Origin of the sequence: Lentzea sp. NPDC003310, assembly GCF_040610935.1 — a bacterium.
Taxonomy (GTDB): domain Bacteria; phylum Actinomycetota; class Actinomycetes; order Mycobacteriales; family Pseudonocardiaceae; genus Lentzea.
This window is the reverse complement of sequence record NZ_JBEXNC010000005.1, coordinates 315,356-339,228: the sequence shown is the minus strand read 5'-3', so window position 1 is coordinate 339,228 and position 23,873 is coordinate 315,356. Positions and strand designations below refer to the sequence as shown.

Annotated in this window: 16 protein-coding genes; 12 read left to right on the top strand and 4 right to left on the bottom strand. The window is 70.6% G+C overall.

Features of this window, described 5'->3' with window-relative positions; all coding sequences use genetic code 11:
• Position 1: 1 nt before the first annotated feature.
• The 10 genes from ABZX02_RS11660 (at position 2) to ABZX02_RS11615 (ending at position 12,563) form a co-directional block, all read left to right on the top strand.
• Positions 2–862, top strand: a complete 861-nt coding sequence (locus tag ABZX02_RS11660) for a xanthine dehydrogenase family protein subunit M (protein WP_355297291.1) — start codon at positions 2–4, stop codon at positions 860–862.
• Positions 853–1,314: a (2Fe-2S)-binding protein gene (locus ABZX02_RS11655; protein ID WP_355297289.1), complete on the top strand. Its 462-nt coding sequence runs from the start codon at positions 853–855 to the stop codon at positions 1,312–1,314. The genes ABZX02_RS11660 and ABZX02_RS11655 overlap by 10 nt, the downstream gene beginning before the upstream one ends.
• On the top strand, positions 1,311–2,663 hold the full coding sequence (locus ABZX02_RS11650) for an 8-oxoguanine deaminase (protein ID WP_355297287.1): 1,353 nt from the start codon (positions 1,311–1,313) through the stop codon (positions 2,661–2,663). Before ABZX02_RS11655 ends, ABZX02_RS11650 begins: the two co-directional genes overlap by 4 nt.
• Positions 2,660–4,846: a molybdopterin cofactor-binding domain-containing protein gene (locus ABZX02_RS11645; protein WP_355297285.1), complete on the top strand. Its 2,187-nt coding sequence runs from the start codon at positions 2,660–2,662 to the stop codon at positions 4,844–4,846. The genes ABZX02_RS11650 and ABZX02_RS11645 overlap by 4 nt, the downstream gene beginning before the upstream one ends.
• 19 nt (positions 4,847–4,865) lie before the next feature.
• Positions 4,866–5,327, top strand: coding sequence for a nucleoside deaminase (locus tag ABZX02_RS11640; protein WP_355297283.1), 462 nt, complete (start codon positions 4,866–4,868; stop codon positions 5,325–5,327).
• A gap of 91 nt (positions 5,328–5,418) precedes the next feature.
• Entirely contained in the window at positions 5,419–6,825 is a 1,407-nt protein-coding gene (locus tag ABZX02_RS11635) for an NCS2 family permease (protein WP_355297281.1), read from the top strand.
• Positions 6,826–6,879: 54 nt separating this feature from the next.
• Positions 6,880–7,962 carry an XdhC family protein gene (locus tag ABZX02_RS11630; protein WP_355297280.1) on the top strand — a complete coding sequence of 361 codons (1,083 nt, stop codon included), beginning with the start codon at positions 6,880–6,882 and terminating at the stop codon, positions 7,960–7,962.
• Positions 7,928–8,176, top strand: a complete 249-nt coding sequence (locus ABZX02_RS11625) for a hypothetical protein (RefSeq protein ID WP_355297278.1) — start codon at positions 7,928–7,930, stop codon at positions 8,174–8,176. The genes ABZX02_RS11630 and ABZX02_RS11625 overlap by 35 nt, the downstream gene beginning before the upstream one ends.
• A gap of 4 nt (positions 8,177–8,180) precedes the next feature.
• A complete protein-coding gene (locus tag ABZX02_RS11620; protein ID WP_355297276.1) occupies positions 8,181–11,609 on the top strand; it encodes a S8 family serine peptidase in 3,429 nt (1,142 codons plus the stop codon).
• Between the two features lie 216 nt (positions 11,610–11,825).
• Positions 11,826–12,563, top strand: coding sequence for a methyltransferase domain-containing protein (locus tag ABZX02_RS11615; RefSeq protein ID WP_355297274.1), 738 nt, complete (start codon positions 11,826–11,828; stop codon positions 12,561–12,563).
• Position 12,564: 1 nt separating this feature from the next.
• Here ABZX02_RS11615 and ABZX02_RS11610 read toward each other — a convergent pair whose 3' ends face one another.
• The 3 genes from ABZX02_RS11610 to ABZX02_RS11600 form a co-directional block, all read right to left on the bottom strand.
• Positions 12,565–13,074 carry a hypothetical protein gene (locus ABZX02_RS11610; protein WP_355297272.1) on the bottom strand — a complete coding sequence of 170 codons (510 nt, stop codon included), beginning with the start codon at positions 13,072–13,074 and terminating at the stop codon, positions 12,565–12,567.
• Between the two features lie 76 nt (positions 13,075–13,150).
• On the bottom strand, positions 13,151–17,500 hold the full coding sequence (locus ABZX02_RS11605; RefSeq protein WP_355297271.1) for a hypothetical protein: 4,350 nt from the start codon (positions 17,498–17,500) through the stop codon (positions 13,151–13,153).
• A gap of 345 nt (positions 17,501–17,845) precedes the next feature.
• Positions 17,846–18,919 (bottom strand): hypothetical protein, encoded by a 1,074-nt coding sequence (locus ABZX02_RS11600; protein ID WP_355297269.1) that lies wholly within the window; start codon positions 18,917–18,919, stop codon positions 17,846–17,848.
• Between the two features lie 212 nt (positions 18,920–19,131).
• On the opposite strand from ABZX02_RS11600, the gene ABZX02_RS11595 reads away from it, so the two are divergent.
• Complete coding sequence (locus ABZX02_RS11595; RefSeq protein WP_355297267.1) at positions 19,132–21,159, top strand: RICIN domain-containing protein; 2,028 nt, start codon at positions 19,132–19,134, stop codon at positions 21,157–21,159.
• Between the two features lie 103 nt (positions 21,160–21,262).
• Positions 21,263–21,910, top strand: a complete 648-nt coding sequence (locus tag ABZX02_RS11590) for a hypothetical protein (protein ID WP_355297266.1) — start codon at positions 21,263–21,265, stop codon at positions 21,908–21,910.
• A gap of 108 nt (positions 21,911–22,018) precedes the next feature.
• Here the strand turns inward: ABZX02_RS11590 and ABZX02_RS11585 are convergent, their stop codons facing one another.
• A complete protein-coding gene (locus ABZX02_RS11585; protein ID WP_355297264.1) occupies positions 22,019–23,680 on the bottom strand; it encodes a DEAD/DEAH box helicase in 1,662 nt (553 codons plus the stop codon).
• Between the last annotated feature and the right edge of the window lie 193 nt (positions 23,681–23,873).

The following is a 23,873-nucleotide window of genomic DNA, read 5'->3' as shown; positions in this document are numbered from 1 at the left end:
GATGGACTTCCTTCGACCGGAAACGCTTGCGGAGGCGTTGGAGCTCAAGGCCCAGCGCCCTGACGCCGTGCCGATCGCCGGCGGCACGGACGTCATGGTGGAGCTGAACTACGACCACCGCCGGCCCTCCGCGCTGCTCGACCTGACCCGGATCCCCGAGCTGCGGCAGTGGTCCGACGGCCTGCGGGTCGGCGCGGGCGTGCCGTACGCGCGGATCATCGCCGAGCTGGGCGCCGAGCTGCCCGGCCTCGCGATGGCGTCCCGCACGGTCGGATCGCCGCAGATCCGCAACCGCGGCACGGTCGGCGGCAACCTCGGCGCCGCCTCCCCCGCCGGGGACACGCACCCGGTGTTGCTCGCGTCGGACGCGGTCGTCGAGGTGGCCTCCACGCGCGGCACGCGGATGATCCCCGCCGCCGAGTTCTACCTGGGGGTGAAGCGCAACGCGCTGGAGCCCGACGAACTGATCGTGGCGGTGCACCTGACACCTGCCAAGGGGCCACAGCAGTTCTCCAAGGTCGGCACGCGCAACGCGATGGTGATCGCGGTGTGCTCGTTCGCGATCTCGTTGTTCCCCGAGGAGAACCGGGTGGGCGCGGCGGTCGGGTCGGCGGCTCCCACGCCGCGGCGGGCGCCCGAGGCGGAGGCGTACCTGGCCGCGGAGCTCGACTTCCGCGACCCGAAGCCGTTGCTCGACTCGGTGAAGCGCGAGTTCGGCGAGCTGGTCTCGCGGGCCGCGTCGCCGATCGACGACGTGCGCGGGTCGGCGGCGTACCGCAAGCACGCCCTCGCCGTGATGGCACGCAGGACTCTGGGCTGGGCCTGGCAGGAACTTCTGGACGGGGAAAAGCAATGCGCGTGAACGTGACGGTCAACGGCGAGCAGCGGCAGGCCGACGACGTGTGGGAGGGCGAGTCACTGCTCTTCCTGCTGCGCGAGCGGCTCGGGCTGCCCGGCTCGAAGAACGCCTGCGAGCAGGGCGAGTGCGGTTCGTGCACGGTGTACCTCGACGACGTGCCGGTGTGCGCGTGCCTGGTCGCGGCCGGGCAGGTGCAGGACCGCGAGGTGCGCACGGTCGAGGGGCTCGCGGACGGGGACGCGCTGGACCCCGTGCAGGAGGCGTTCGTCGAGGCGGGCGCGGTGCAGTGCGGCTTCTGCACGCCCGGTCTCGTGGTGCAGGCGCACGACCTGCTCGACCGCGTGCCGAACCCGTCCGACCCGGAGATCCGCGAGGCGCTCGCCGGGAACCTGTGCCGCTGCACGGGGTACGAGAAGATCCTGGACGCCGTGCGATTGGCGGCGTCGCGCCGATGATCGTCCTCGACCGCTGCGCGGTGTCCACTGTGGACGATGCTGGGACGGAGCACGCGTCCGGGCACGTCGTGGTCGAGAACGGGCGGATCTCCTCCGTCGCCTCCGGCCCTGCGCCCCGCCCGTACGAGTCGCACACCTACGTCGACGCGTCCTCGTGCCTGGTCACGCCCGGCCTGATCAACACGCACCACCACCTCTACCAGTGGGCGACGCGCGGGCTCGCGACCGACGCCACGCTGTTCGAGTGGCTGACGACGCTGTACCCGGTGTGGCGCGGGCTGGACGACACCGTGACGCACGCGGCGGCGTCGGCCGGCCTCGCGAAGCTCGCGCTGACCGGCTGCACGCTGGCCGCCGACCACCACTACGTCTTCCCGTCCGGGGGCGGCGACGTGTTCGACGCGCTGGTGTCGGCGGGGCGGCGCGTCGGCATCCGGCTGGAGGCGATCCGCGGGTCGATGGACCGCGGCCAGTCGCACGGCGGGCTGCCGCCGGACAACCTGGTCGAGGACACCGAGGCCGCGTTGATCGCGACCGAGCGGGCGATCGGCGACTACCACTCGACGGCGGACGACGCGCTGGTCCGGGTCGCGGTCGGGCCGTGCTCGCCGTTCTCGGTGTCGCGCGAGCTCATGACCGGCGCGGCCGCGCTGGCCCGCCGCCACGACGTGCGGCTGCACACGCACCTCGCCGAGACGCTGGACGAGGAGGAGCAGTGCCTGGCGGAGAACGGGTGCACGCCGACCGAGTACGCCGAACAGCTCGGCTGGCTCGGCCCGGACGTGTGGCTCGCGCACACCGTGCACCTCAACGGGGACGCGGTGAAGCGGCTCGGCGCCACGGCCACGGGCTCGGCGCACTGCCCGACGTCGAACGGGCGGCTGGGCACCGGGATCGCCCCGGTGCGCGACCTGCTCGACGCCGGCGCGCCGGTCGGCCTCGGGGTCGACGGCGCCGCGTCCAACGAGGACGGTGGCCTGGTCGTCGAGCTGCGGTCGGCGCTCTACCAGGCCCGGCAGCGCGGCGGCCCGGCGGCGATGACGGCCCGCGAGGCGTTGCGGATGGGCACGATGGGCGGCGCGCGGGTGCTGGGCCGAGCCGACTCGCTCGGTTCGATCGAACCGGGCAAGGTCGCGGACCTCGCCGTGTGGGACCTGACCGGTTTGGACTACGCGGGGATCGCGGACCCGGTGGCGGCACTGGTGATGGGCACTCCCCCGCCGTTGAAACTGTTGATCGTGGGCGGTGAGGTCGTGGTGCGGGACGGGGTCCTGCTCACGGCGTCCACCGACGAACTGGCGCGGGACCTCTCCGCCGCCAGCGCCAAGCTCCAGGAGGCTGCGCGATGACCCTCACTCCCGCCGAGCTCACGTCCGCGGTGTCGGGTGGCATCGGGACGTCGCCGCAGCGACCGGACGGCAACCTGAAGGTGCGCGGCGAGTTCGCCTACGCGTCCGACCTGTGGCACGAGGACATGATCTGGGGCGCGACGCTGCGCTCGCCGCACCCGTACGCCCGCATCACGTCGGTGGACATCACCGAGGCGTTGAAGGTGCCCGGCGTGTACGCGGTGCTGACGCACTCCGACGTACCAGGCCGCAACCTGTACGGGCTGGAGCACAAGGACCAGCCGGTGCTGGCCGTGGACGTCGTGCGCTACCAGGGCGAGCCGATCGCGCTGGTCGGCGCGGACCACCCGGAGACCGCGCAGCGGGCGATGAAGAAGATCGTCGTCACCTACGACGTGCTGGACCCCGTGGTGGACATGGAGACCGCGGTCGACGACACCCCGTTGCACCCCGGTGGGAACCTGGTGCGGCACGTGCCGATCCGGCGCGGCTCGCAGGACGTGACCGCCGACGTCGTGGTGACCGGGCGGTACGAGGTCGGCATGCAGGACCAGGCGTTCCTCGGGCCGGAGTCCGGGCTCGCGGTGCCGGCGACCGACGGGTCGGTGGACCTCTACATCGCGACGCAGTGGCTGCACGTCGACCGCGACCAGATCGCGGCCGCATTGGGTCTGCCGCAGGAGCAGGTGCGGCTGACGCTGTCCGGCGTCGGTGGCGCGTTCGGCGGCCGCGAAGACCTGTCGATGCAGGTGCACGCGTGCCTGCTGGCGCTGCACACGGGCAAGCCCGTGAAGATGGTCTACAACCGCGAAGAGTCGTTCTACGGTCACGTGCACCGGCATCCGGCCGTGCTGTACTACGAGCACGGTGCCGATCACACGGGCAAGCTCGTGTACGTCCGGACTCGCATGTACCTGGACGGTGGCGCGTACGCGTCGTCCACGCCCGCTGTCGTGGCCAACGCGGCTACGTTGGGCGTCGGTCCGTACGAGGTCGACAACGTCACGGTGGACGCGTACGGCGTCTACACGAACAACCCACCGTGCGGTGCGATGCGCGGATTCGGTGCCGTGCAGGCGGGATTCGCGTACGAGTCCCAAATGGACAAGCTCGCCGAGGCGCTCGGCATGTCGCCGGTCGACGTGCGGGTCCGCAACGCGATGACCGAGGGCTCCGTGATGCCGACCGGTCAGGTCGTCGACTCGGCCGCGCCCGTCGCGCAGTTGCTGAAGCTGGTGCAGGACAAGCCGTTGCCCGCCGGCACGTCGGCCGACATCCGCGAGCTCCCCGGTGGCGTCTCGAACACCACGCACGGCGAGGGCGTCGTCCGCGGCGTCGGCTACGCGGTCGGCATCAAGAACATCTGCTTCTCCGAGGGCTACGACGACTACTCGACGGCCCGCGTGCGGGTGTCGATGGTCAACGGCGAGCTGGCCGCCGCGGTGCACACCGCCGCGTGCGAGGTCGGCCAGGGCCTGGTGACGATCATGCAGCAGATCGTGCGGACCGAGCTCGGCATCGAGCGCGTGACCGTGCTGCCGATGGACACCACGATCGGCAACGGCGGCTCGACGTCCGCCTCACGTCAGACGTACGTCACCGGTGGCGCCGTGAAGGCCGCGTGCGCGTTGGTGAAGGCGAAGCTGGACGGCCGCGCCGACATCGGCGACGAGGTGATCGACGAGACGACCGAGTGGCGGCACCGCGCGACTGAGGCCCTCGACCCCGAGACCGGCCAAGGAAACGCGCACGTCCAGTACGGGTTCGCTGCCCACCGCGCCGTCGTCGACGTGGACGTCGACCTCGGCCTGGTGCGCGTGGTGGCCCTGGACTGCGCGCAGGACGTGGGGCGCGCGCTCAACCCGCAGGCCGTGGTGGGTCAGATCCAGGGCGGCTCCGCCCAGGGCCTCGGCCTCGCGGTGATGGAGGAGATCCAGACCTCCGGCGGCAAGGTGCGCAACCCGTCCTTCACCGACTACCTCATTCCCACCGTGCTCGACATGCCGCCGATGAGCATCGACGTGCTCGAGCTCGCCGACCCGCACGCCCCGTACGGGATCCGCGGCGTCGGCGAACCGCCCACCATCTCGTCGACCCCGGCGATCGTGGCGGCGATCCGCGCGGCGACCGGCCTGGCGCTCACCCGCGTCCCGGTCCGCCCGGAACACCTCACCGGTACCTGAGTTTCTGGAGTTTGTTGCTGTGAACGCACATCTGCTCGCCACCATCGACCTCGCCACCCGCAACGTGGCCTCCGGTGGAGGCCCGTTCGGCGCGATGATCGTCCGTGATGGCGAGGTCGTCGCCACCGGCGTGAACCAGGTGACGCCGACCCTCGACCCGACCGCCCACGCCGAGGTCGTCGCGATCCGCGCGGCCTGCCAGGCGCTCGGTGATTTCCGCCTGACCGGCTGCACGCTGATCTCGTCGTGTGAGCCGTGTCCCCTCTGCCTGTCCGCCGCGCTCTGGGCGCGCGTGGACAAGGTGATCTACGCCGCCGACCGCCACGACGCGGCGGCGGCAGGGTTCGACGACCGGGAGTTCTACGAGCTGTTCAGCAAGTCGCGCGACGACTGGGAACTGCCCGTGCGCCAGATCTCCACGGGCGAGGACAACGCCCCGTTCACCGCGTGGATGTCCCTCGCGACCCGTATCGACTACTAGGCCACAAGCCTTCTTGCTGACCGGAGCTCGCATCGCATAAACGCGTTCCGGCGTTGGAACGCGCCCACCGGCATGGGAAAGGCCGTCCTCCATGACCCAGTTACGGAGCCGACAACCGACGTCGGCCCTCGACCAGTTCTTCCGCATCACCGAACGCGGCAGCTCGCTCGGCCGTGAGGTGCGCGGTGGCATCACGACGTTCGTCGCGATGTCGTACATCGTGCTGCTGAACCCGTTGATCCTCGGCGCGTCCGCGGACATCACCGGCGCGAAGCTCACCATCGCCGAGATCACCACCGCCACGGCGCTGGCGGCCGGCGTGATGACCGTCCTCATGGGACTGGTCGGCAACGCTCCTCTCGCGATCGCCGCGGGTCTCGGCGTGAACGGCGTGGTGGCCTTCCAGATGGCACCGGAGATGACGTGGGCGCAGGCCTTCGGTCTCGTGGTGCTGGAGGGCGTCTGCATCGTGATCATGGCCGCGTCCGGCGTTCGCGAGCGGATCATCAACGCGATCCCGGAGCCGTTGAAGATCGCGATCACCGTGGGCATCGGGCTCTACATCGCGCTGGTGGGACTGGTCTCGGCCGGTTTCGTGACCCGCACGCCGGACGCGGCAGGGTCGACCGTGCCGGTGCGGATGGGGATCGACGGCCACCTGAGCGGCTGGCCGATCGCGATCTTCTGCCTCGGGCTGCTGCTGATGATCGTGCTGCTGGCGCGGGGCGTGCCCGGTGCCGTGCTGATCAGCATCGTGGTGGCGACCGTCGTCGCGATCGTCGTGAACGCGGTGTTCGACGTCGAGGGCTGGGGCCTCGTGACCCCGTCCCTGCCGTCGTCGGTGGTGAGCTCACCGGACTTCGGGTTGTTCGGGCGGGTGGACCTGTTCGGCGGCTTCGTGTCGGCGGGCGTGATCGCGGCGACGATCTTCCTATTCACGCTGGTGCTGTCCGGCTTCTTCGACGCCATGGGCACGATCACGTCGGTCGCCGACGAGGCCGGTCTGAAGAAGGACGGCAAGGTCGAGGGGATGGGCAAGATCCTCGTGGTGGACGGTGCCGGCGCGATCGCCGGTGGTGTCACGGGGTCCGCCCCGAACACGGTGTTCCTGGAGTCGGCCGCGGGCGTTGGCGAAGGCGCCCGGACCGGCCTGGCCTCGGTGGTGACCGGCGGACTGTTCCTCGTCGCGCTGCTCTTCACTCCACTCGCGACGGTCGTGCCCGCCCAGGCGGCGGCGCCGGCACTGGTGGTGATCGGCGGCCTGATGATGACGCAGATCCGCCGGATCCCCTGGCAGGACACGGACTTCACGATCCCCGTGTTCCTGACCGTGTCGATCATCCCGTTCACCTACTCGATCACCAACGGCATCGGCGCGGGCCTCGTGTCCTTCGTCGTGCTGCGCGTCTGCAAGGGCCAGTGGCCCGGCTGGCTGATGACCGGCCTCGCGCTGATGTTCGCCGTGTACTTCGGCGTGGACCTGATCAGCGGCAAGTGACGTGCGCCCGGCCGGGCGGCCACCCGGCCGGGCCACCTTCTCCCTGGAGGCTCGATGCGTGACCTCGCTTCGACTTTGCTGTCGTGGGACCGGTTCGCGGTCGCCTCGGTGGTGGGAGTGCGCGGCAGCGCGCCCCGCCCGGTCGGCGCCGCGATGGCGGTCGGCCCGTCCGGCGAGGTGATCGGCAGCGTGTCCGGCGGTTGCGTGGAGGCCGAGGTGTACGACCTGGCGTGCCAGGTGCTGGAGTCCGGCGTCCCGGCGCTGGCGTCGTTCGGCTACTCCGACGACACGGCGTTCGCGGTCGGCCTCACCTGCGGCGGCTCGCTGGACGTGCTGGTGCAGCGCGACAGCCCACCGCTGCGGGCTGCCCTGTCCGCGTCTCTCGACGGCGTCCCGGTGTCGGTGCGCTTCGAGGCCGAGGGCCGCGTGTTCACCGAGTCATGGCTGCCGCCGCCACGCCTGCTCGTGTTCGGCGCCATCGACCACGCCACCGCGGTGGCCGAGATCGGACGCTTCCTCGGCTACCACGTGACCGTGTGCGACGCACGCCCCGTGTTCGCCACTCCAGCTCGTTTCCCAGCGGCGCACTCAGTGGTCGTCGACTGGCCGCACCGCTACCTCGCGTCGACCCACACCGACGACTCCACCGCCGTCGTGGTGCTGACCCACGACCCGAAGTTCGACATCCCAGTGCTCGTGGAGGCCCTGTCCCGCCCACTGGCGTTCGTGGGCGCGCTCGGCTCCCGCCGCACCCACGCGGAACGCCTCGCCCGCCTGCGCGCCGAGGGCGTCCCGGAGTCGTCGCTGGCCCGGCTCCGCTCCCCCGTCGGCCTCGACCTCGGCGGCCGCAGCCCGGCCGAGACGGCCGTGTCGATCGCGGCCGAGCTCGTGGCCGTCCGGCACGGCGGGTCGGGACTCCCGCTGACCGCCCTGTCGACCCCCATCCACCGAACCCTGGAGAGTCATGGCACTGATCTTCCTCAACGGCGGCGGCATGAAGGGCGGACCGCTGCACGCGCAGCTGCAGGGCACGCCGATGGTGTGCAAGGCGCGCAGTGCGGCCAGGTACCGGTACTTCTCGGTGCGCGGGAGGTTCCCCGCGATGCACGAGTCGGGCTCGGCCTCGGTGGTCGGTGAGCTCTACGACCTGCCGCTGAAGATCCTGCGCGACCACCTCGTCCCCGCCGAACCGGCGGAGCTCGAGATCGGCGTCATCGAGCTGGAGGACGGCAGCGCGGCTCTGGCGACCGTCCTGCGCGACGCGATGGTCGACCCGTTGCTCCGATCGGGTGACATCCGGGACATCTCGTATCTCGGGGACTGGCGGGAGTTCCTTCATCGCGAGGGGTGAGGGAGTGGCATCGGGGGGTGCCACCGGCAAGGGGGAGTTGCCGCAGGCGGCGGGGGCCGGTGGGGGCGGGCCCCCCCCGGGGGGGCGCGGGCGCCGGGGGGCGGCCGCGGCGGAACCGGCCGGCCCGCCGCGGACGTCGGCCATCACGCTGATCAGCGGGGACAGGGTCGTCGTCGGCGAGCGGGGAGAGCTCGTCCGGGTCGAGGGACGGCCCGGCGCGCAGTTCGCCCAGTACGTGGAGAACGGCCACCAGTACGTGGTGCCGGCGGACGCCGTCGAGGCGGTGGTGCGGGACCGCGTCGACAAGCGCTTCTTCGACGTCACCTCGTTGCACGCCTACGGCTACACCGATGACGAGATCGACCGGATTCCGTTGCTGAGCAGCGGTTTCCGGGCAGCGGGGGCCGTGGCGAAGAAGGACGCCGCCCAGCAGTGGACGGCGCGGCGGATGAGCGCCCTGAGGTCCGAGAAGCTCTGGCTCGACGGGAAGTCGCGGCTCTCGCTGGCCGAGAGCGTGCCCATGGTCGGCGCGCCGGCGGCGTGGGAGGCCGGGTTCGACGGCACCGGCGTCACGGTCGCCGTGCTCGACACCGGCTACGACCAGAACCACCCGGAGCTCAAGGGTGTCGTCTCGGTGGCGAAGGACTTCACGCCGTCCGGCATCCAGGACGACATCGGGCACGGCACGCACGTCGCGTCCACCGTCGCCGGGCGGGGCAGCCGGTACACCGGCGTCGCGAAGGGCGCCTCCCTCGCGGTGGGCCGGGTCTGCGAGGCCTCGTACTGCTACGACAGCGCGGTGATCGCCGGCATGGAGTGGGCGGCACGCGAGGTCGGCGCGAAGGTCGTCAACCTGTCGCTGGGCGGCGACCAGTCCGACGGCACGGACCCGTTGTCGCTCAAGGTGAACGAGCTGACCGCCGAGACCGGCGCGCTGTTCGTCGTCGCCGCGGGCAACGCGGGCACGTTCCGGCAGGTGTCCTCGCCGGCCGTCGCGGACTCCGCGCTCGCCGTCGCGAACCTGACCAAGCAGGGCGCGGTCGAGGAGATGTCGTCGCGCGGCCCGCGGCTCGGCGACTTCGCGGTGAAGCCGGACATCGGCGCACCGGGCACGGACATCGTGGCCGCCCGCGCCGAGAACACGTTGTGGGACAACGTGGTCGACGACCTGCACGCGCGGCTGACGGGCACCTCGATGGCCGCGCCGCACGTCGCGGGAGCGGCCGCGGTGCTGGCGCAGCGCCACCCGTCCTGGACCGCCGCCGAGCTCAAGGCGCACCTGATGGCGACGGTGCGGCCGGTCGCGGACTCGCCCGTGAACACCGGCACCGGCCTGCTCGACGTCGGCCGCGCGGTGACGCAGCAGGTGCGGGCGTCGACCGGCAGCCTGTCGTTCGGGTTGCTGGAATGGCCGCACACCAGGACGTCCACGAAGACGATCACCTACTCGAACGCGGGCACCGGCCCCGTGACGCTCGCCCTGCGGCACGACCTCGGCGCGGACTTCGAGGTGCCGGCGTCGGTGACCGTGCCGGCCGGGGGCAGCGCCGCCGTCGACGTCGTCCTCGACCCGCGCAAGGGACTGGGCAAGTTCTTCGGGCACGTCAAGGCTTCCGGGCCGGGCGTCGAGCTGACGACCTCCGTCGGCGCGTACGTGCAGGAGGAACGGCACGAGCTCAAGCTGTCGATGACCGGTCGCGACGGCAGGCCCGTGCCGAACGAGTTCGCCGTCGTGGTCGACCTGACGACGAAGCAGGCGTCGGTGGTCGTGCTCGGCCCGGACGGCACCGGCTCCGCGCGGCTGCCGGTGGCGGACTACGCGGTGCTGGCCCGCATCGACGAGCTGACGCCGAACTACGACTGGTTCGTGCCGGTCGCCGCGACCGAGGTGGCGGGCCGCGTCTCGCTCACCGAGGACGTGTCCGTCGCACTGGACGCGAGGCAGGGCAAGGAGATCCGCGTCGACCTGCCCGACCGCGACGCGGTGGTCTGGTACCGCGACGCCCAGCTGCGCGTGCCGTTCGCGCCGGGCAAGGTCAGCGGTGTCGCGAGCATCATCGACGGCCGCGTCCCGCTGCACGGCCTGTCCTTCGGCGCGCCGCTGCCCGAGCTCACCTACGACTCCGGGCTCAAGGGCGGGCAGCCGCTGGTGTCGGTGCCCGGCGGGTTCCCGGTGCGGTACTACGAGAGCAGCAAGTACCTCCCGTCCGGCGTGCACGAACTCGACGTGGCCGAACGCGGTGCCGACGTCCGCGGCAAGCTCGCTCTCGTCCGGCCGGTAGGCGAGGACATCTACGTGGTCGCGCAGGCGATGGCGGACGCCGGGGCCGCCGCCGTGCTGTGGGCGGGACCGGTGCCGTTCGGGTACGAGGAGCAGACGGCGATCCCGGTGGTCGCCGTGGCCGAGCACCACGTCGCCGTCACGCCGGCGAAGCTCACGTTGCGCGCCATCGCGGGCTCCCCGGTCTCGTACACGTTGTTCCTGCCGCACAAGGGTTCGCTCCCGTCCGGCGTCAAGAGGTTCCGGCACGCGGAGCTCGCCTCGGTCAAGGCGCGCTACCACTCCTCCGGCGGCGACGGTTCGGTCAACCAGCGCAACTACCCGGTCGTCGGCGGCGTGGTCGGCATGACCCTCGACGAACGACTCGCCGCGCCGGCCGAGCGCACCGAGTACTTCACGCCCGGCACCTGGTTCCAGGAGGGCTTCGACGGCCGCGCGAACGGCGCCGGCGACGACCCGATCACGACCTCGTGGGCACACGTCGCCCCGGTGACGCTGCAGGCGGGCAAGAAGTACGAGCGGGCGAACCTGCGCGCCGTCACCTCGCCCCGCCTCACCGGCGCCTCCCTGGTGCAGTGGGCCGACGGCGGCGGCGTCGAACGGGCGGGCGACCTGATCAACGCCCGCATCTCGCCGTTCGGCGGCTCCGGCTGGGTCGAGAACTGGCGGCAGACCGGCGGCGGACAGTTGGAGCTGTTCCACGACGGCGTCTCGCAGGGCTTCACCGACGTCCGGCGGGGCACGTTCCACGCCCCGGCGCGCGACGGCCGCTACAAGCTCGTGCTCGACGCCTCCCGCGACACGCTCGCGTTGTCCACCAACGTGAAAACCACGTGGGAGTTCTCAGGTTCCGCAGACGGCAAGCTGCCGTTGCTGGAAGTCGACTACGCGCTGCCGCTCGACCTGCGCAACAGCGCACGGGCGGGAGCACCGCTGCCGGCGAAGTTCACCGCGCAGCGCCAGGACGGCAAGACGGCCCGCTCGCTGCGGGCGTACGCGTCGTTCGACGACGGCGCGACGTGGGTGCCGGTGAACTCGGTCGTGCCACCCGGCGGCAAGGCGGGCGGCTTCGTGTCGTTGCGCGTGGTGGCGTCCGACGCGGACGGCAACACCGTCGACCAGACCGTCCTGAGGGCTTACCGGCTGCGATGAGTTCCCTCTAGCGAGTGACAGTTCCCCACTGGGCCGAACGGTCGTGCTTGTGTTGCGTCTTAGGGCGTAACCGCGCGACCGTTCGGTCGTTGTAAACCCCTGCGGCACCTGCCCCGCCGTGCGCGAGACGAACTAGGGACGCGGCGTCTCAGCGCCCGGGGCAGGTGCCGCATTCTCAGTGGCCGCACCGCCGCGTCTGTGGTGGCATTCCCGACCATGGGGACTTTCGAGGAACTGGTGGCCGAGGGCGCCGCCGTGCCGCTGGAGGGCTGGGACTTCTCCTGGTTCAAGGGCAGGGCCACCGAGGAACGCCCGCCGTGGGGCTACGCCTCGCAGATCGCCTCGCGGCTCGCGACCGTGTCGTCCGCGCTGGACCTGCAGACGGGCGGGGGAGAGGTGACGGCGTCGGCCCCGGCGCTGCCACCGCTGATGGCCGCGACCGAGTCGTGGCCGCCGAACGCCCTGGTGGCGTCGTCGAACCTGCCGTTCGTGGTGCGCGCGCCGGACGAGGGCCCGCTGCCGTTCCGCGCGTCGTCGTTCGACCTGGTGATCTCGCGCCATCCTGTCGTGACGCCGTGGGAGGAGATCGCGCGGGTGCTGCGGCCCGGCGGGACGTACTTCTCGCAGCAGATCGGGGCGGGGACCAACCGGGAGCTGACCGACTTCATGATGGGGCCGCAGCCGGTGAGCCCCGAACGCGGTGTCGAGGTGGCCCGTGCGCGGGCGCGGGCGGCCGGGTTGGAGGTGCTGCGGCTGGAGTCGGTGTCGCTGCGGGTGGCGTTCTTCGACGTGGGGGCGGTGGTGCACTTCCTGCGGAAGGTGCTGTGGACCGTGCCGGGGTTCACCGTGCGGGGGTACCGGGACCGGCTCCTGGACCTGCACGCGCACATCCAGGAGCACGGGGAGTTCGTCAGCACCTCGACGCGGTTCCTGGTGGAGGCGCGCAAACCCTGACTCAGCCGCGGGCCTCGATGAGCCGCAGGGCGGCTTCCTCGGTGATCGGCACCAGTTCGCCGCGCTCGCGGCCGTCGAACATGTCCATCTGCAGGTGGCTCGTCTTCCAGCCGTAGCCGGGCCCGCCGATGTGCTGCTGTTCCATGCTGTTGCCGTTCGGTGCGGTCCACGTGCGGACCACCGATGTCGGGTTGTCGACCGAGGCGTCGCCTTCCACCTGGGCGAAGTAGGAGTACCGGCCGTCCGCCGGGTCGTTGGCGTGGACGCGGGCACGGGTCGACGCCTCGTACGCCGCGACAGCCTCCGCTGAGATCGGGTGCGCCTTCGCCCTCCACTCGCCGCTCTCGATCATGGCGAGGTCACGGGTGCTTTCCCAGACAAGCCGTTGCGAGTAGCACTCGTCGTGGACGTGACCGGCCTCGTCGGTCCACCGGCGCACGACTCCGCCCGGCTCGTCGAGCTGCGGGTGGAAGTCCGTCAGCAGGGCGTAGTACTCGTACTGCGGGCTCAATCCGATCCTCGTTCCGCTGGAGAAGGGCCGTGCTTCCGGATCGTGATCCCGGAAGCACGGCCGACCTGTGTCACGACTACTTCTTGTACTTCTTGCCGACCTCGTGGGCCCTCGACGGAAGGGTCACGGCCTTGTAGAGCCGTTCGGCATCCGCTTTCCTGGCGAGGAGCTCGAGTTCGAGGAGTTCGGCCATCGCCTTGCGAGCTTCCGGGGTGATGTCGTCTCGCATGAGGTTGTAGGCCTCGGCGGCCCGGGCCTTGCGCCTCTTGTCGTAGTTCTTGTCCTCGTCGACCTTGACGCTGAGGCTGTGTTCCGTGTGGAACTGCACCTCGAAGACAACCCCGTTCGGGGCTTTGAACGACACGTTGACGCCGGCGAACGTCCCGGTGCCCTGCGTCTGCGGCCAGAAGTTGTTGACCTTCACCGGCTCGCCGTACTCCTTCACCAGTCTCTCGATCGCGGCGTCCGCCTTGGACGAGTAACCGTCCTCCGGGTAAACGATCGTGTACCGGAGTGCGTCGTTCATCTTCGCGTGCACTTCCTCCGGAGTCTTCCACCTTTCGCCCGGCTTCGTCGGCATGCGCTCCTCGTAGAACTTGCGCAGCGTGGACGCGGAGGGTGTGCCCTCGCCTCCGACGGCGCGCTTGTCCTTGAGCCTCTCCTCGAACTTCTCCGTGCGGCCTCCGTCGTGCGCGATCTCCTGGATGACGGAAGAGACTTCGGGCTCGGCTTCCCTGGCCTTCTTCACCAGGTTCTCCATGACCCACTCGACGTCGGTCTTGGACGCGGTGATCCGGAACATGCCGAGGTCGTGCCACTTGCCACGTTCGTCCTGGACGAACCTGAGGTCGACCGTCTCCTCGTAGTTGCCGCCCTGCTTGATCTCGCCCTTGATCCCGCGTTGCGGGGTGGTCTCGTTCGGGTCGCCCTCGACGCCGCTGTCGCCACAACCAGGGTCCGCCGCCGCGCGCGACAGGACACCGGCCACACACGTCTTCGGAGGAACGACCTTCACCTGGACGTCGTCGAGCTTCGCCACGCCGTTCTCGAGGCGGAGCGTGCCGCCCTCCAGCCTGATCGTGGCACCGTTGGGCAGGCCGGCACCGCCGGGCACGTTCACCGTGAACGAGTCGACGCGGTAGAGCTTGCCGTCGACCAGGGCGATCGAGCCGTCGAACTTCGCCTGGTCGCCCTCGAACCTGGTGCGCAGGTTGAGGATCTCGCCCAGCGCGTTCGGCAGGACGTCGCGGAAGGAGTTGTGCAGCTTGACCGCGATGGCGTCCAGCTCGGCGATCTTGTCCGTCAGCGTGCCGCGCCCGCCGTCGATCTTGCGGGCGAGGGTCCTGATCGACTTCCAGGCCGCACCGCCGACACCGCCCGTCTCGAACGTCAGCGCCGTGACACCGATGTCGAAGAGGGTGCCGCCCAGCGCCTTGCCCGGCCGGGTCTGCCACTCCTCCAGGTTGATCCAGGTGTACGGGTTCTGGAGGTTGAACTTGACCGCGTTGTACATGTCCCAGCACTTGGACCAGTCGCTGTCGGCAACGCCCTTGTAGGCGCACTTGGCGACCTCGATGCCCGACATGATCGGGCTGATCGCGGCCTCACCGATGCCGATGGCGATGTCGAGCTGGAACTGGAACAGCTTCTCGGAGGTGGCGATGTACCGCTCGCAGGCCTCCTTGTTGCCGTTGGCCACGCACTCGTAGGCATCACCGAGGTGCTCGGTGGCCGCGTCGATCCCGGCACCGATCTTGTCCATGGCCCAGTTGCGCAGCTTCGTGCAATAAGGCCCGTTGAGGCGGTCCGTGCACTCCAGCAGGCCCATGATGCCCTCGAGGGTCTGCCGGTTCATCTCGTCGCGCTTGGCCTGCGCCTCCGCCGCGAGACGCCGCGCTTCCTGGTACCGGTCGTTGATGTCGGTGACCTGGACGAGTCGTTCGGCGATCTTGTCCTTGAACTCGGTGAGCTTCGTCGCCGTGTCGTGCGCCCACGCACGAATGCTCTCGGCCTGGTCCGCCGCGGCGCGGGCGGTCGAGGCGGCCGCGGTGGCCGCGTTCGCCGCGTCTCCGGCCTGGGCCGCGTCCGAACGCGCCGAGCTCGCCCATTGCGACGCGGTGGCGGCCGACTGCGACGCCTGGCCCGCGTACTGGGCGGCCGCGTTCGCCGCGTCGTTGGCCGAGACCGCGAGACCCGCGGCCCGGTTCGCCGCGTCGGCCGCCTTCGACGCCGCCTCGTAGGCGGGCTTCACGGCTGCCTCGGCGGCGTCGGCGTTCTGGCGCGCGCGGATCGCCGCCGCCGCGGCCTCCGCGGCCTTCTCCCGTGCCGACCGTGACTGCTCCTCACCGATGAGCAGCGCCTCGGACGTCGCCTGGAGAGCCCGGCGGGCATCGGCGTTGATCGCCGCGAGAGGCTTGAGCACCGCCTCCGCCGTGCTCGCCGAGTCGACGATCAGCTCGGCGGACGCGCCGGCGGCCGATGCCGCACGGTCCGCGACCACGGACTGGTAGACGGCCTCGTTGGCCTCCGCCATGGCGGCTTCCGCTTCGTTGCGGACCATGTCGGCCGCGTCCTTGGAGGAGATCGCCGCGTTGGCGGACTCCACCGCGAGACGATGCGTGTCGTCAGCCGCACGGCGTGCTTCGGTCGCCGCCTTGCCCGCCTGCACCGCCGCCGCGTTGGCATCGCTGGCCGCCTTCGTCGCGGCCGCCGCCTCGGCCTGCGCGGCCGCGGCCGAGGCACGTGCCCGGCTCGCCCAGCCCTCGGCCTGGTCGGCGGACGCCTTGGCGGCATTGGTCTGCCGCTCGATCGCGTAGTACTCGTCCCAGGCCGCGCCGCCGTTCTCCTCGGCCTTCTTCTTGGCCGCGGTCAGCTCCCGCTGGAGCTGGTTGTAAGCGGTGACGTGCTTGCCGAAGACGTACTCGGCGCGTTGCACGTCCTTGCCGATCGCCTCCGCCTTGGCGATCGCCGCGTCCATGGTGAGCTTGTGCTTCAACGCGTTGTTGTTCGCGTTGATGGCGTTCTGCGCCGCGGCGTTCGCGTTGTTCGCGGCGCCCTGCGCGTTCACTCGGTGGTTGCGGGCGGCGGCGGCGTGGTTGCGTGCCGCAGCCGCCTTCGCCGCGGCGAGGTCCTTCTGCGCCTTCGCCCGGTCACGCGCCGCGATCGCGATGTCGTGCTGCACCTGAGCCGCGTCGGCGAGCGCCTCTGCCCTCGCCTGCTGACGTTTGGCCTCTTCCAGGTACTTCTTCGCGTTCTCGGCGTGTTCCTGCGCGTTGCGGTCGGCGTCGAGCGCGCGGCTGTCGGCCAGCGTGGCCTCGGCGGCGTGCTGCGACGTCTTGGCCGCCTGCGCCATGGCCTCGACCGCTTCGGAGATGCCGAAGGCGACCCTCGCCCAGTCACGGCCGTTCGTCATGCCGGTCTCGACGAGCCTGACGGCGGCGTTGAGCGCACGGCCCGAGGCCTCCTGGGCGCGCTGCGAGATCTGAGCGGCCTTGACGGCCTCCTCCTCGGCGCGGGCCCGCTGGACGTCGATGTCGCCGTTGCGGCCCATCTGGCCGTGCTCGCGGCCAGGCTTGTCCTCGCGGTAGATCTCGTCCGCGCGGTGAGCGGCCTTGACCGCGCGGTGCATGGCGTAGACGCCGTCCTCGAGCGTCTGGACCGCGTCGATGTTCGCGCGCATGATCTCCGCGCGAGCCTTGGCGGCCGCCTCGGACTTCCTGGCCAGCTGGTCGAGTTCGGTGATCGCCCTGTTGCGGTCCTCCAACGCCTTCAGGATGACCGCTTCCAGTTCGTGGTCGCGCTGGTTGGCCGTGTGGTAGCCGGTCAGGTAGAACTCGCGGATCAGCGGGTAGTCGCGGGTGGCGAGGGCCGCCTCGCCCTCGACCTTCACCTGTGGGCCGCCCGCCGCGACCATGTCGCGTACGCGGGCGATGATGCGGTCCTGCTCGGCCTTGTCGTCCTCGGCCTGCTGCTTGTCCTTCTTCAACGCGATCTCGTAGCCGTAGGCGACGAAGTCGCGGATCGCGCGGTCGCCGGCGGCGAGCGCGGCCTCCGCGCCGGCCTTGACGTTCGGGCCGCCGGTGCGCGCCCACTCGGTGACCTTGCGGCGGTTCTCCGCGTTCTCCGCGGCCTTGCGCTGGTCGGCACGTGCCTGCGCCTCGGCCTGGCCGTGGTCGAGGAACCAGATCAGCTTCTCTTTCGTGCCGACGGCGAGCGCGGCCTTCGCGGCGTCACGGACCTCGACGTCCTCCGCGTGGTCGGCGATGTCCTGCACGAACTGCCGGTAGAACTCCAGTTCCTCGTCGACCGGGTCGGACGGAGGCGGGTCGTTCGCGGCGAGCAACTGCGGCGAGAGCGGTGGTGGTGCCGCGATCGCCGGTGCGGTGCTGCCCAGCAGCGCCAGCACCACCGTGATGATGACGGCCATCACTGACCGGTGCCGCACGGAGGCGGCACTGGATGGTGATCTTCTCATTTGGTTGTACTTCCCCCAGGTCGCGAGCGGCCGTGACGACCGCCCGCTCATGTCGGCGATTGCCTGTCAGCAGGCGGTCTGCCCGGCCGGTGCCGCACTAACCGACAGTCCACTGTGGACTTGACGGGTCCGGGCCGGCTCGCTCGGGCGCGGTGACTTCGACGCTCCACGACGTTCCCCCCAGGAAGTGCGATGGCAGCCGGGCTCGTGCGCCCACGGCTTTCTAGCACGGATTTCACATCTGCTCGCGAGAACCGGACGCAGTTGCCGGAACCGTGCGCCGTCCGGGTGAACCGGTCAGCTGGTGCGTTCCTTGGCCTCGTCGGCCTTCTTGCGCATCTCGGCGGCCATCGCCTTCCAGGTGTCCGCCCACCGCAGAGCCTCGGCGGCCTCTTCCTGCCAGGACGCGTTGCCCTCCCCGGCGCGCCTGATCACCTCGTTCCAGTCCTGTTCGGACTGTGCGGTGCGGGCGTACTCGGCCACGCGCAGCCAGGCGGCCGCGTTCTCGTCGGACCTGGCCTTCTCCGCGAGCCAGTCGACGGAGTTCCCCTCGGCGGCCCGGTCGGCGGCCTCCCAGTTGGCGATCGCATCCTGGCGGTGCTTGCGCGCCAGTTCGCCGCTCGCCTCGCGTTCGGCGGCCTCGGCGGCGAGCGCGGCCTGGCGCAGCGCCTCGACGTCGAGCAGGAACGCCTGGTTGAGCTCCTGCGTGCGGGTGCGGAAGCGCTCGTCGTCGAGCTTCGCGCCGATGGCCCAGTAGTACTTGAAGAACAGGCCGATCGAGGCGTCGTCCCCGCCCTCGAGCGCTCGCCGGGCGGACACCTTCACCTGCAGGCCCGGATCGTGCTCCGCCAGGTAGGTGACGTAGTCCCTGTCCTCATTGGACAGACGGGCCAGCCGCTCGTCGCGCTTGTTGTCGTTGATCCGGTCGAGCTCCTTGGCCTTCTCGTAGGCGACCCGGACGAAGTGGTCCTTCTCGTTGTCGCCGCCCTCGACAGCGATCTTCGCCTCGTGGTGCACGTTGCTGCCGGGGATCGCGAACCGGTAGATGTCGTTGACGTACCAGTTGTTCATGTCGATCCGCTGCTGCGCGCGCTTCAGCGCCTTGGCCCAGCCCCCGTCCTTGACGAGGAACTCGTTGATCGCCTCGTCGCCGCGGTTGCTCAGCAGGGCGCTCCACGCGTCCGCGCTCACCTCCGGAACCGGGTTCTCGAGCGCAAGCCGGCGAACCATGTCGCGCTTGATGGTGGCCAGGTCCGTCGCGGCGGCGGTGATGCTCGCCTCGGCCATCGCGGGTGTCGCGCCGGATGCGAGAACCGCTCCGAAAGCGAGTGCCGCGGCCAAAATCGCGCGCAGCAAACTATGACGCCCCATGTGACTTCCCCCAGGAAAACAGCTGATGGTGGCGGGCAGAACTGCCCAACCGGTTCTAGCACGGTGCCGCCACGCCACCCAATGTGATCCAGATCACCAGCCTTGCGGGCGGTGATCTGGCCGTGGGACAGTCCTGCTCGGCATCCGGCAGGCTGGGGGGTCTGGCCACAAACACCGTTGTGATGCCCTACAAGTCCTGGGGGATTTGAAACTTGTCCAGATCCAGTCTGGGCGGCCGCTGCATGCGCGCAATCGCCGCCCTCGCGGTCGTTTCCACTTTCGTGTCAGGGCCGGGCGTCGGCAGCGCGTCGGCCGATCCACGCCTCGCGCTCGCCGTGCAGGCGGCGCCGGAGACGAGCGTCGAGCAGAAGGCCGCCGCCGCCCGCCTGCTGAAGATCCAGGTGACGCCCGAGATCGCGCGGATGACGGACCAAGACTTCGTCATCCTGTTGTGGGACACCGCACAGGAGCCCGACAACTCCAGGGTGAAGGCCGCCGCGGCGGCCGCGTTCACGGCCCAGTCCCGTGACAACACCTCCTGCTACCGCTTCATCACCGAGGGGATCTTCGCCGCTCATCAGGCCGACAACATCGACCGGCTCAACCGGGCCGAGCGCATCAAGGAACGGCGTGCCGCGGCCCAGTTCGTGAGCTGGACCCTGGACGCGACCGACGAGCAGGTCTCCCTCAAGGACTTCGTCTTCCGCCTGTGGACGAAGGCCAAGGAAGACGTCAACCCGGAGATCCGGTCCGCCGCGCTCGCGATGCTGGCACCGGAGGCCACCGACGAGCAGCGCCAGGAGTTCGTCGCCACCGGCGTCAAGGCCGCGAACGACCGCGACATCGTCCTGCGCACCGAAAAGGCAAGGCTGGAAAGGGAAGCGGCCGAGCGCAAGAGGATCGACGAGGCGAGGCGCGCCGACGCGTGGAGCGTCGTCACCAGGGGCGAGGCGTTGCCGCCGAACAAGCTGAACATCACCTACCGCGAGTTCACCTACGAGCTCGTCGGCAAGGCGGCGACCGGCAGCATCGTCAAGGCCGACGCCCAGACCGCGGTGGACACCTGCGGTGCCGACGCGGCGCAGCAAGCCTGCAAGGACTTCATCTACACCGGCGTGCACCGCTCGCACCAGCTCGACCTGGAGGAGCGCGACCGCCTGGCCGCGATCCAGACCGAGAAGGACATCAAGCGGATCCTCGCCGAGGCCGAGAAGGACGGCTACCTGCCGTTCCTGGTGGTGGCGGCCAAGACCGCGCTCGCGGGTGACCTGGTGGCACGCAACAGGTTCCTCAACACCGGTCAGTTCGAGGCCCGCAAGCGCGACCGGATCAAGCCCGAGAACCGCCGCGTGATCGAGCTGAAGGGCGCGGCGTCCGGTCTCTGCATCCAGACCGTTGGCCTGGCCGACTCCGACGCGCACCAGGCCAACCAGGTCATGGAGCTGTGGGAGTGCCTGCGCGGCGGCAAGCAGGTCTGGGAGCTCTACGACCTGGGCGATGGGCACTACCTGCTGCAGAACCTGAACTCCAAGAAGTGCCTGACGGTCGTCAACGACAGCAACCTCGCGCAGAACAACTGCGACGCGAACGTGCAGTCGATGCGGTGGAAGTTCATCGAGAACGAGTCCGACGGCACGTACCAGCTGCAGAACATCGGCACGGGCAGGTTCGCGGCGGTCGCGGGCGGCGGTCTCGAGAACGCCGCGCTCGTCGTCCTCGCGGGCAACACCAACGACGGTCACCAGCGCTGGCGGATCATCGACCCGAGCCACCGCTCGGGCATCGCGACCGTGAACGCGGGTGTCGCGCTCGTCAAGGGCGTCGAGTCCGGCCGCTGCATGCAGACCGCCGGTTACTGGGACACGCCGGGTGAGGGCGCGCTGGCCGACCTCGCCGCGCAGGAGCTCTGGGACTGCGTCGGCGGCGGCAAGATGTCCTGGACGATCGAACCGCTGGGCAACAACAAGTACGCGCTCAAGAACGTCATGTCCGGCAAGTGCCTCGACGTGAAGTGGGGCGAGTTCGCCAACGGCACCCAGCTCGTCCAGTTCAGCTGCCACTACGGCGGTACGCAGCAGTTCGTGTTCACCGACGCGGGCAACGGCCAGTACGGCCTGCAGAGCGTGCTGACCGCGCAGTACGCCGACGCGGAGGGCCACGCCGTCCACAACGGCGCGCTCGTGAAGCAGTGGGACTACACGGGTCTGTCGAACCAGAAGTGGACCCTGCACTACGCGTGACCCGATCGGCCTTCGGCGCTGAACGGTGAACCCGGCCTCCTCCGGTGAGCCTCACCGGAGGAGGCTTTTCTCTGCTGTCCAACAGATTCTGGGGGAATCTCACATGTCCGGTTCCGGCCTGAACACCCGCGGTGCGGGCGCCTTCGCCGCTGTGGTCGTCGCGTCCGCCGTCATCACAGGGCCTTTCGCGCCGGCGGCGTCCGCCGAACGCGCCACAGCGGTCGTCCAGCAGCAGGGCACGGTGTCGACGGCCGAGGAGAAGACCGCGGCACTGCGCGTGATCGGCCTGCAGCTCTCGCCCGACGTGGCGGCGTTCTCGGATCAGGACTTCGTCATCCACCTGTGGGAGAGGTCGGACAGTCCACAGCTCGGCCGGGTGCGCGCCGCGGCGGCCCGTGCCTTCACCCGCCAGAGCACGGATCCGAACGCCTGCTACGAGTTCATCGTCCGCGGTGTCTTCGAGGCTCACCGCGCGGACCTCGAGGACGCGCTGAAGAAGGCCGAGCGCGACCGCCAGAGGACGGCGGCCGCCGCGGTCGTCGGCTGGACGGAGCTCTCGGCGGAGGACCTCGGCGTCGACGTCAAGGAGTTCGTGTTCCGCATCTGGCACCGTTCCGCCGCCGACACCCGCGTGCGGGCGGAGGCGGAGGCCCTGCTGGCTCCCGAGGCCACCGACGAGCAGCGCCTGGCGTTCATCGTCACCGGGATCTTCGTCGCTCGTGACGCGGACCGGCAGGACCCACCGCGCTAGGCGCGGACCGGCGAGTCCGCTAGACGTCCCTCGCGCAACACGACCTGGGCTCCGACGCCGAACGGCCCCCTCCGGAAGTTCCGGAGGGGGCCGTTCGGCGTGCGGGGACTAGCGGGGCTGGCGCTCGCGGCGGATCGTCACGCGCTTGCCCTTGATCGTGGCGTCGCGCAGCTGCTCGATCACGTCGTTCGCGGCCGGGCCGGGCACCTCGACCAGCGAGAAGCGGTCGGCGATCTCGATCGCGCCGATGTCGCGACCCTTCAGCTGGGTCTCGCCGGTGATCGCGCCGACGATGTCCTGCGGGCGGATGCCCGAGGAGCGGCCCGCGCCCAGGAACAGCCTGGTCATGCCTTCCGACGGGCCGCGGCGCTCGCGGCGGGGGCCCGCGGGCGCGCCGTCGCGCCTTGGGCGGTCCTCGCGTGGGCGGACCTCCGGGATCTCCTCCTCGTCGGCGGCGGCGCCGGAGGCCTCGTGCGCGAGCTTGACGGCGGCGAGGGCGATGTCCATGACGTCGAACTCGTCGGCCAGCGTCTCGACGACGACGCGGAAGCGCGAGAGGTCGTCCTCCATCAGCGACTCCTGCAGCGAGGAGCGGGTCAGCTCCAGCTGCCGGGCGCGCAGGTCGGCGACCGTCGGGACCTTCTCCATCGGGATCTTGGTCTTGGTGACGCGCTCGATCGTCTTGAGCATCGAGTTCTCGCGCGGCTCGACCAGGGTGATCGCGACGCCCTCGCGGCCGGCGCGGCCCACGCGGCCGATGCGGTGCGTGTACGCCTCGGGGGCGGACGGCACGTTGTAGTTCACGACGTGCGTGAGCTGCTCGATGTCGAGGCCGCGGGCGGCGACGTCGGTCGCGACCAGCAGGTCGGCCGTGCCGGAGCGCAGGCGGGACATGACGCGGTCGCGCTGCTCCTGGCTGATGCCGCCGTGCAGCGACTCGGCGCGGTAGCCGCGGCCGTTCAGCGTCTCGGTGAGCTGGTCGACCTCGTCGCGGGTGCGGCAGAAGACGACGGCGGCCGTGGGCGACTCGACGTCGAGCACGCGGCCGAGGGCGGCGGGCTTGTGCTCGCGGCGCACCAGGTAGGCGGTCTGCCGCACGCGCGGCGCCTCGCCCGGCTCGGTCTTCTCGCGCTCGATCTGGATCAGCGTGGGGGTGCGCAGGTGGCTCTTGGCCATGCGGTCGATGCGCGGCGGCATCGTGGCCGAGAACAGCACCGTCTGCCGTTCCGCCGGCGCCTCGGCGAGGATCGCGTCGATGTCCTCCGCGAAGCCCATGTCGAGCATCTCGTCGGCCTCGTCGAGCACGACGACCTGCAGCTCGCTCAGCTGCAGCGTGCCGCGCTGGAGGTGGTCGATGGCGCGGCCCGGGGTCGCGACCACCACGTCGACGCCGCGGGACAGCTCGCGCAGCTGGCGGCCGATCGGCTGGCCGCCGTAGATCGGCAGGACGCGGGCACCCATGTGGCGGCCGTACCGGTGCACCGCCTCGGACACCTGCACGGCCAGTTCACGGGTCGGCGCGAGGACGAGGGCCAGCGGCTTCTCCTCCTTGCCGATCCGGTCGGCGATGCGCTCGAGCAGCGGCAGCGCGAACGCCGCCGTCTTGCCCGTGCCCGTCGCCGCCTGGCCCAGCAGGTCGTTGCCCGCGAGCAGGGGCGGGATCGCTTCGCTCTGGATCGGCGTCGGCTCCTCGTAGCCCAGCGTGGTGAGTGCGTTGAGGATGTCGGGCCGCAGCCCCAGGTCGGCGAAACCGTTGTCGGCGGTGGTCATGGCGAGTATCTTCCCCCACCGCCTCACATCGCACTCACCCAGACCAGCCCAGGCGGTCCCTTCCGCCTCCGCACGCACGTCCGTGCTGCTCGGGGCACCGCCGACCGTGCTCGAGATCTTCGCCTGACCAGGCCTGATCCGCTGAGGACACCGCTGTCCGGTTCAGACCGTCCGACGCACGCACCACGTGACC

Bases quoted from the DNA above. Each gene is read 5' to 3' on its own strand.
- ABZX02_RS11605 (WP_355297271.1), bottom strand. From the start codon at position 17,500: ATGGCCGTCATCATCACGGTGGTGCTGGCGCTGCTGGGCAGCACCGCA.
- ABZX02_RS11625 (WP_355297278.1), top strand. From the start codon at position 7,928: ATGCACGAGTCGGGCTCGGCCTCGGTGGTCGGTGAGCTCTACGACCTG.
- ABZX02_RS11590 (WP_355297266.1), top strand. From the start codon at position 21,263: ATGTCCGGTTCCGGCCTGAACACCCGCGGTGCGGGCGCCTTCGCCGCT.
- ABZX02_RS11650 (WP_355297287.1), top strand. From the start codon at position 1,311: ATGATCGTCCTCGACCGCTGCGCGGTGTCCACTGTGGACGATGCTGGG.
- ABZX02_RS11660 (WP_355297291.1), top strand. From the start codon at position 2: ATGGACTTCCTTCGACCGGAAACGCTTGCGGAGGCGTTGGAGCTCAAG.
- ABZX02_RS11600 (WP_355297269.1), bottom strand. From the start codon at position 18,919: ATGGGGCGTCATAGTTTGCTGCGCGCGATTTTGGCCGCGGCACTCGCT.
- ABZX02_RS11635 (WP_355297281.1), top strand. From the start codon at position 5,419: ATGACCCAGTTACGGAGCCGACAACCGACGTCGGCCCTCGACCAGTTC.
- ABZX02_RS11645 (WP_355297285.1), top strand. From the start codon at position 2,660: ATGACCCTCACTCCCGCCGAGCTCACGTCCGCGGTGTCGGGTGGCATC.
- ABZX02_RS11655 (WP_355297289.1), top strand. From the start codon at position 853: ATGCGCGTGAACGTGACGGTCAACGGCGAGCAGCGGCAGGCCGACGAC.
- ABZX02_RS11615 (WP_355297274.1), top strand. From the start codon at position 11,826: ATGGGGACTTTCGAGGAACTGGTGGCCGAGGGCGCCGCCGTGCCGCTG.
- ABZX02_RS11630 (WP_355297280.1), top strand. From the start codon at position 6,880: ATGCGTGACCTCGCTTCGACTTTGCTGTCGTGGGACCGGTTCGCGGTC.
- ABZX02_RS11585 (WP_355297264.1), bottom strand. From the start codon at position 23,680: ATGACCACCGCCGACAACGGTTTCGCCGACCTGGGGCTGCGGCCCGAC.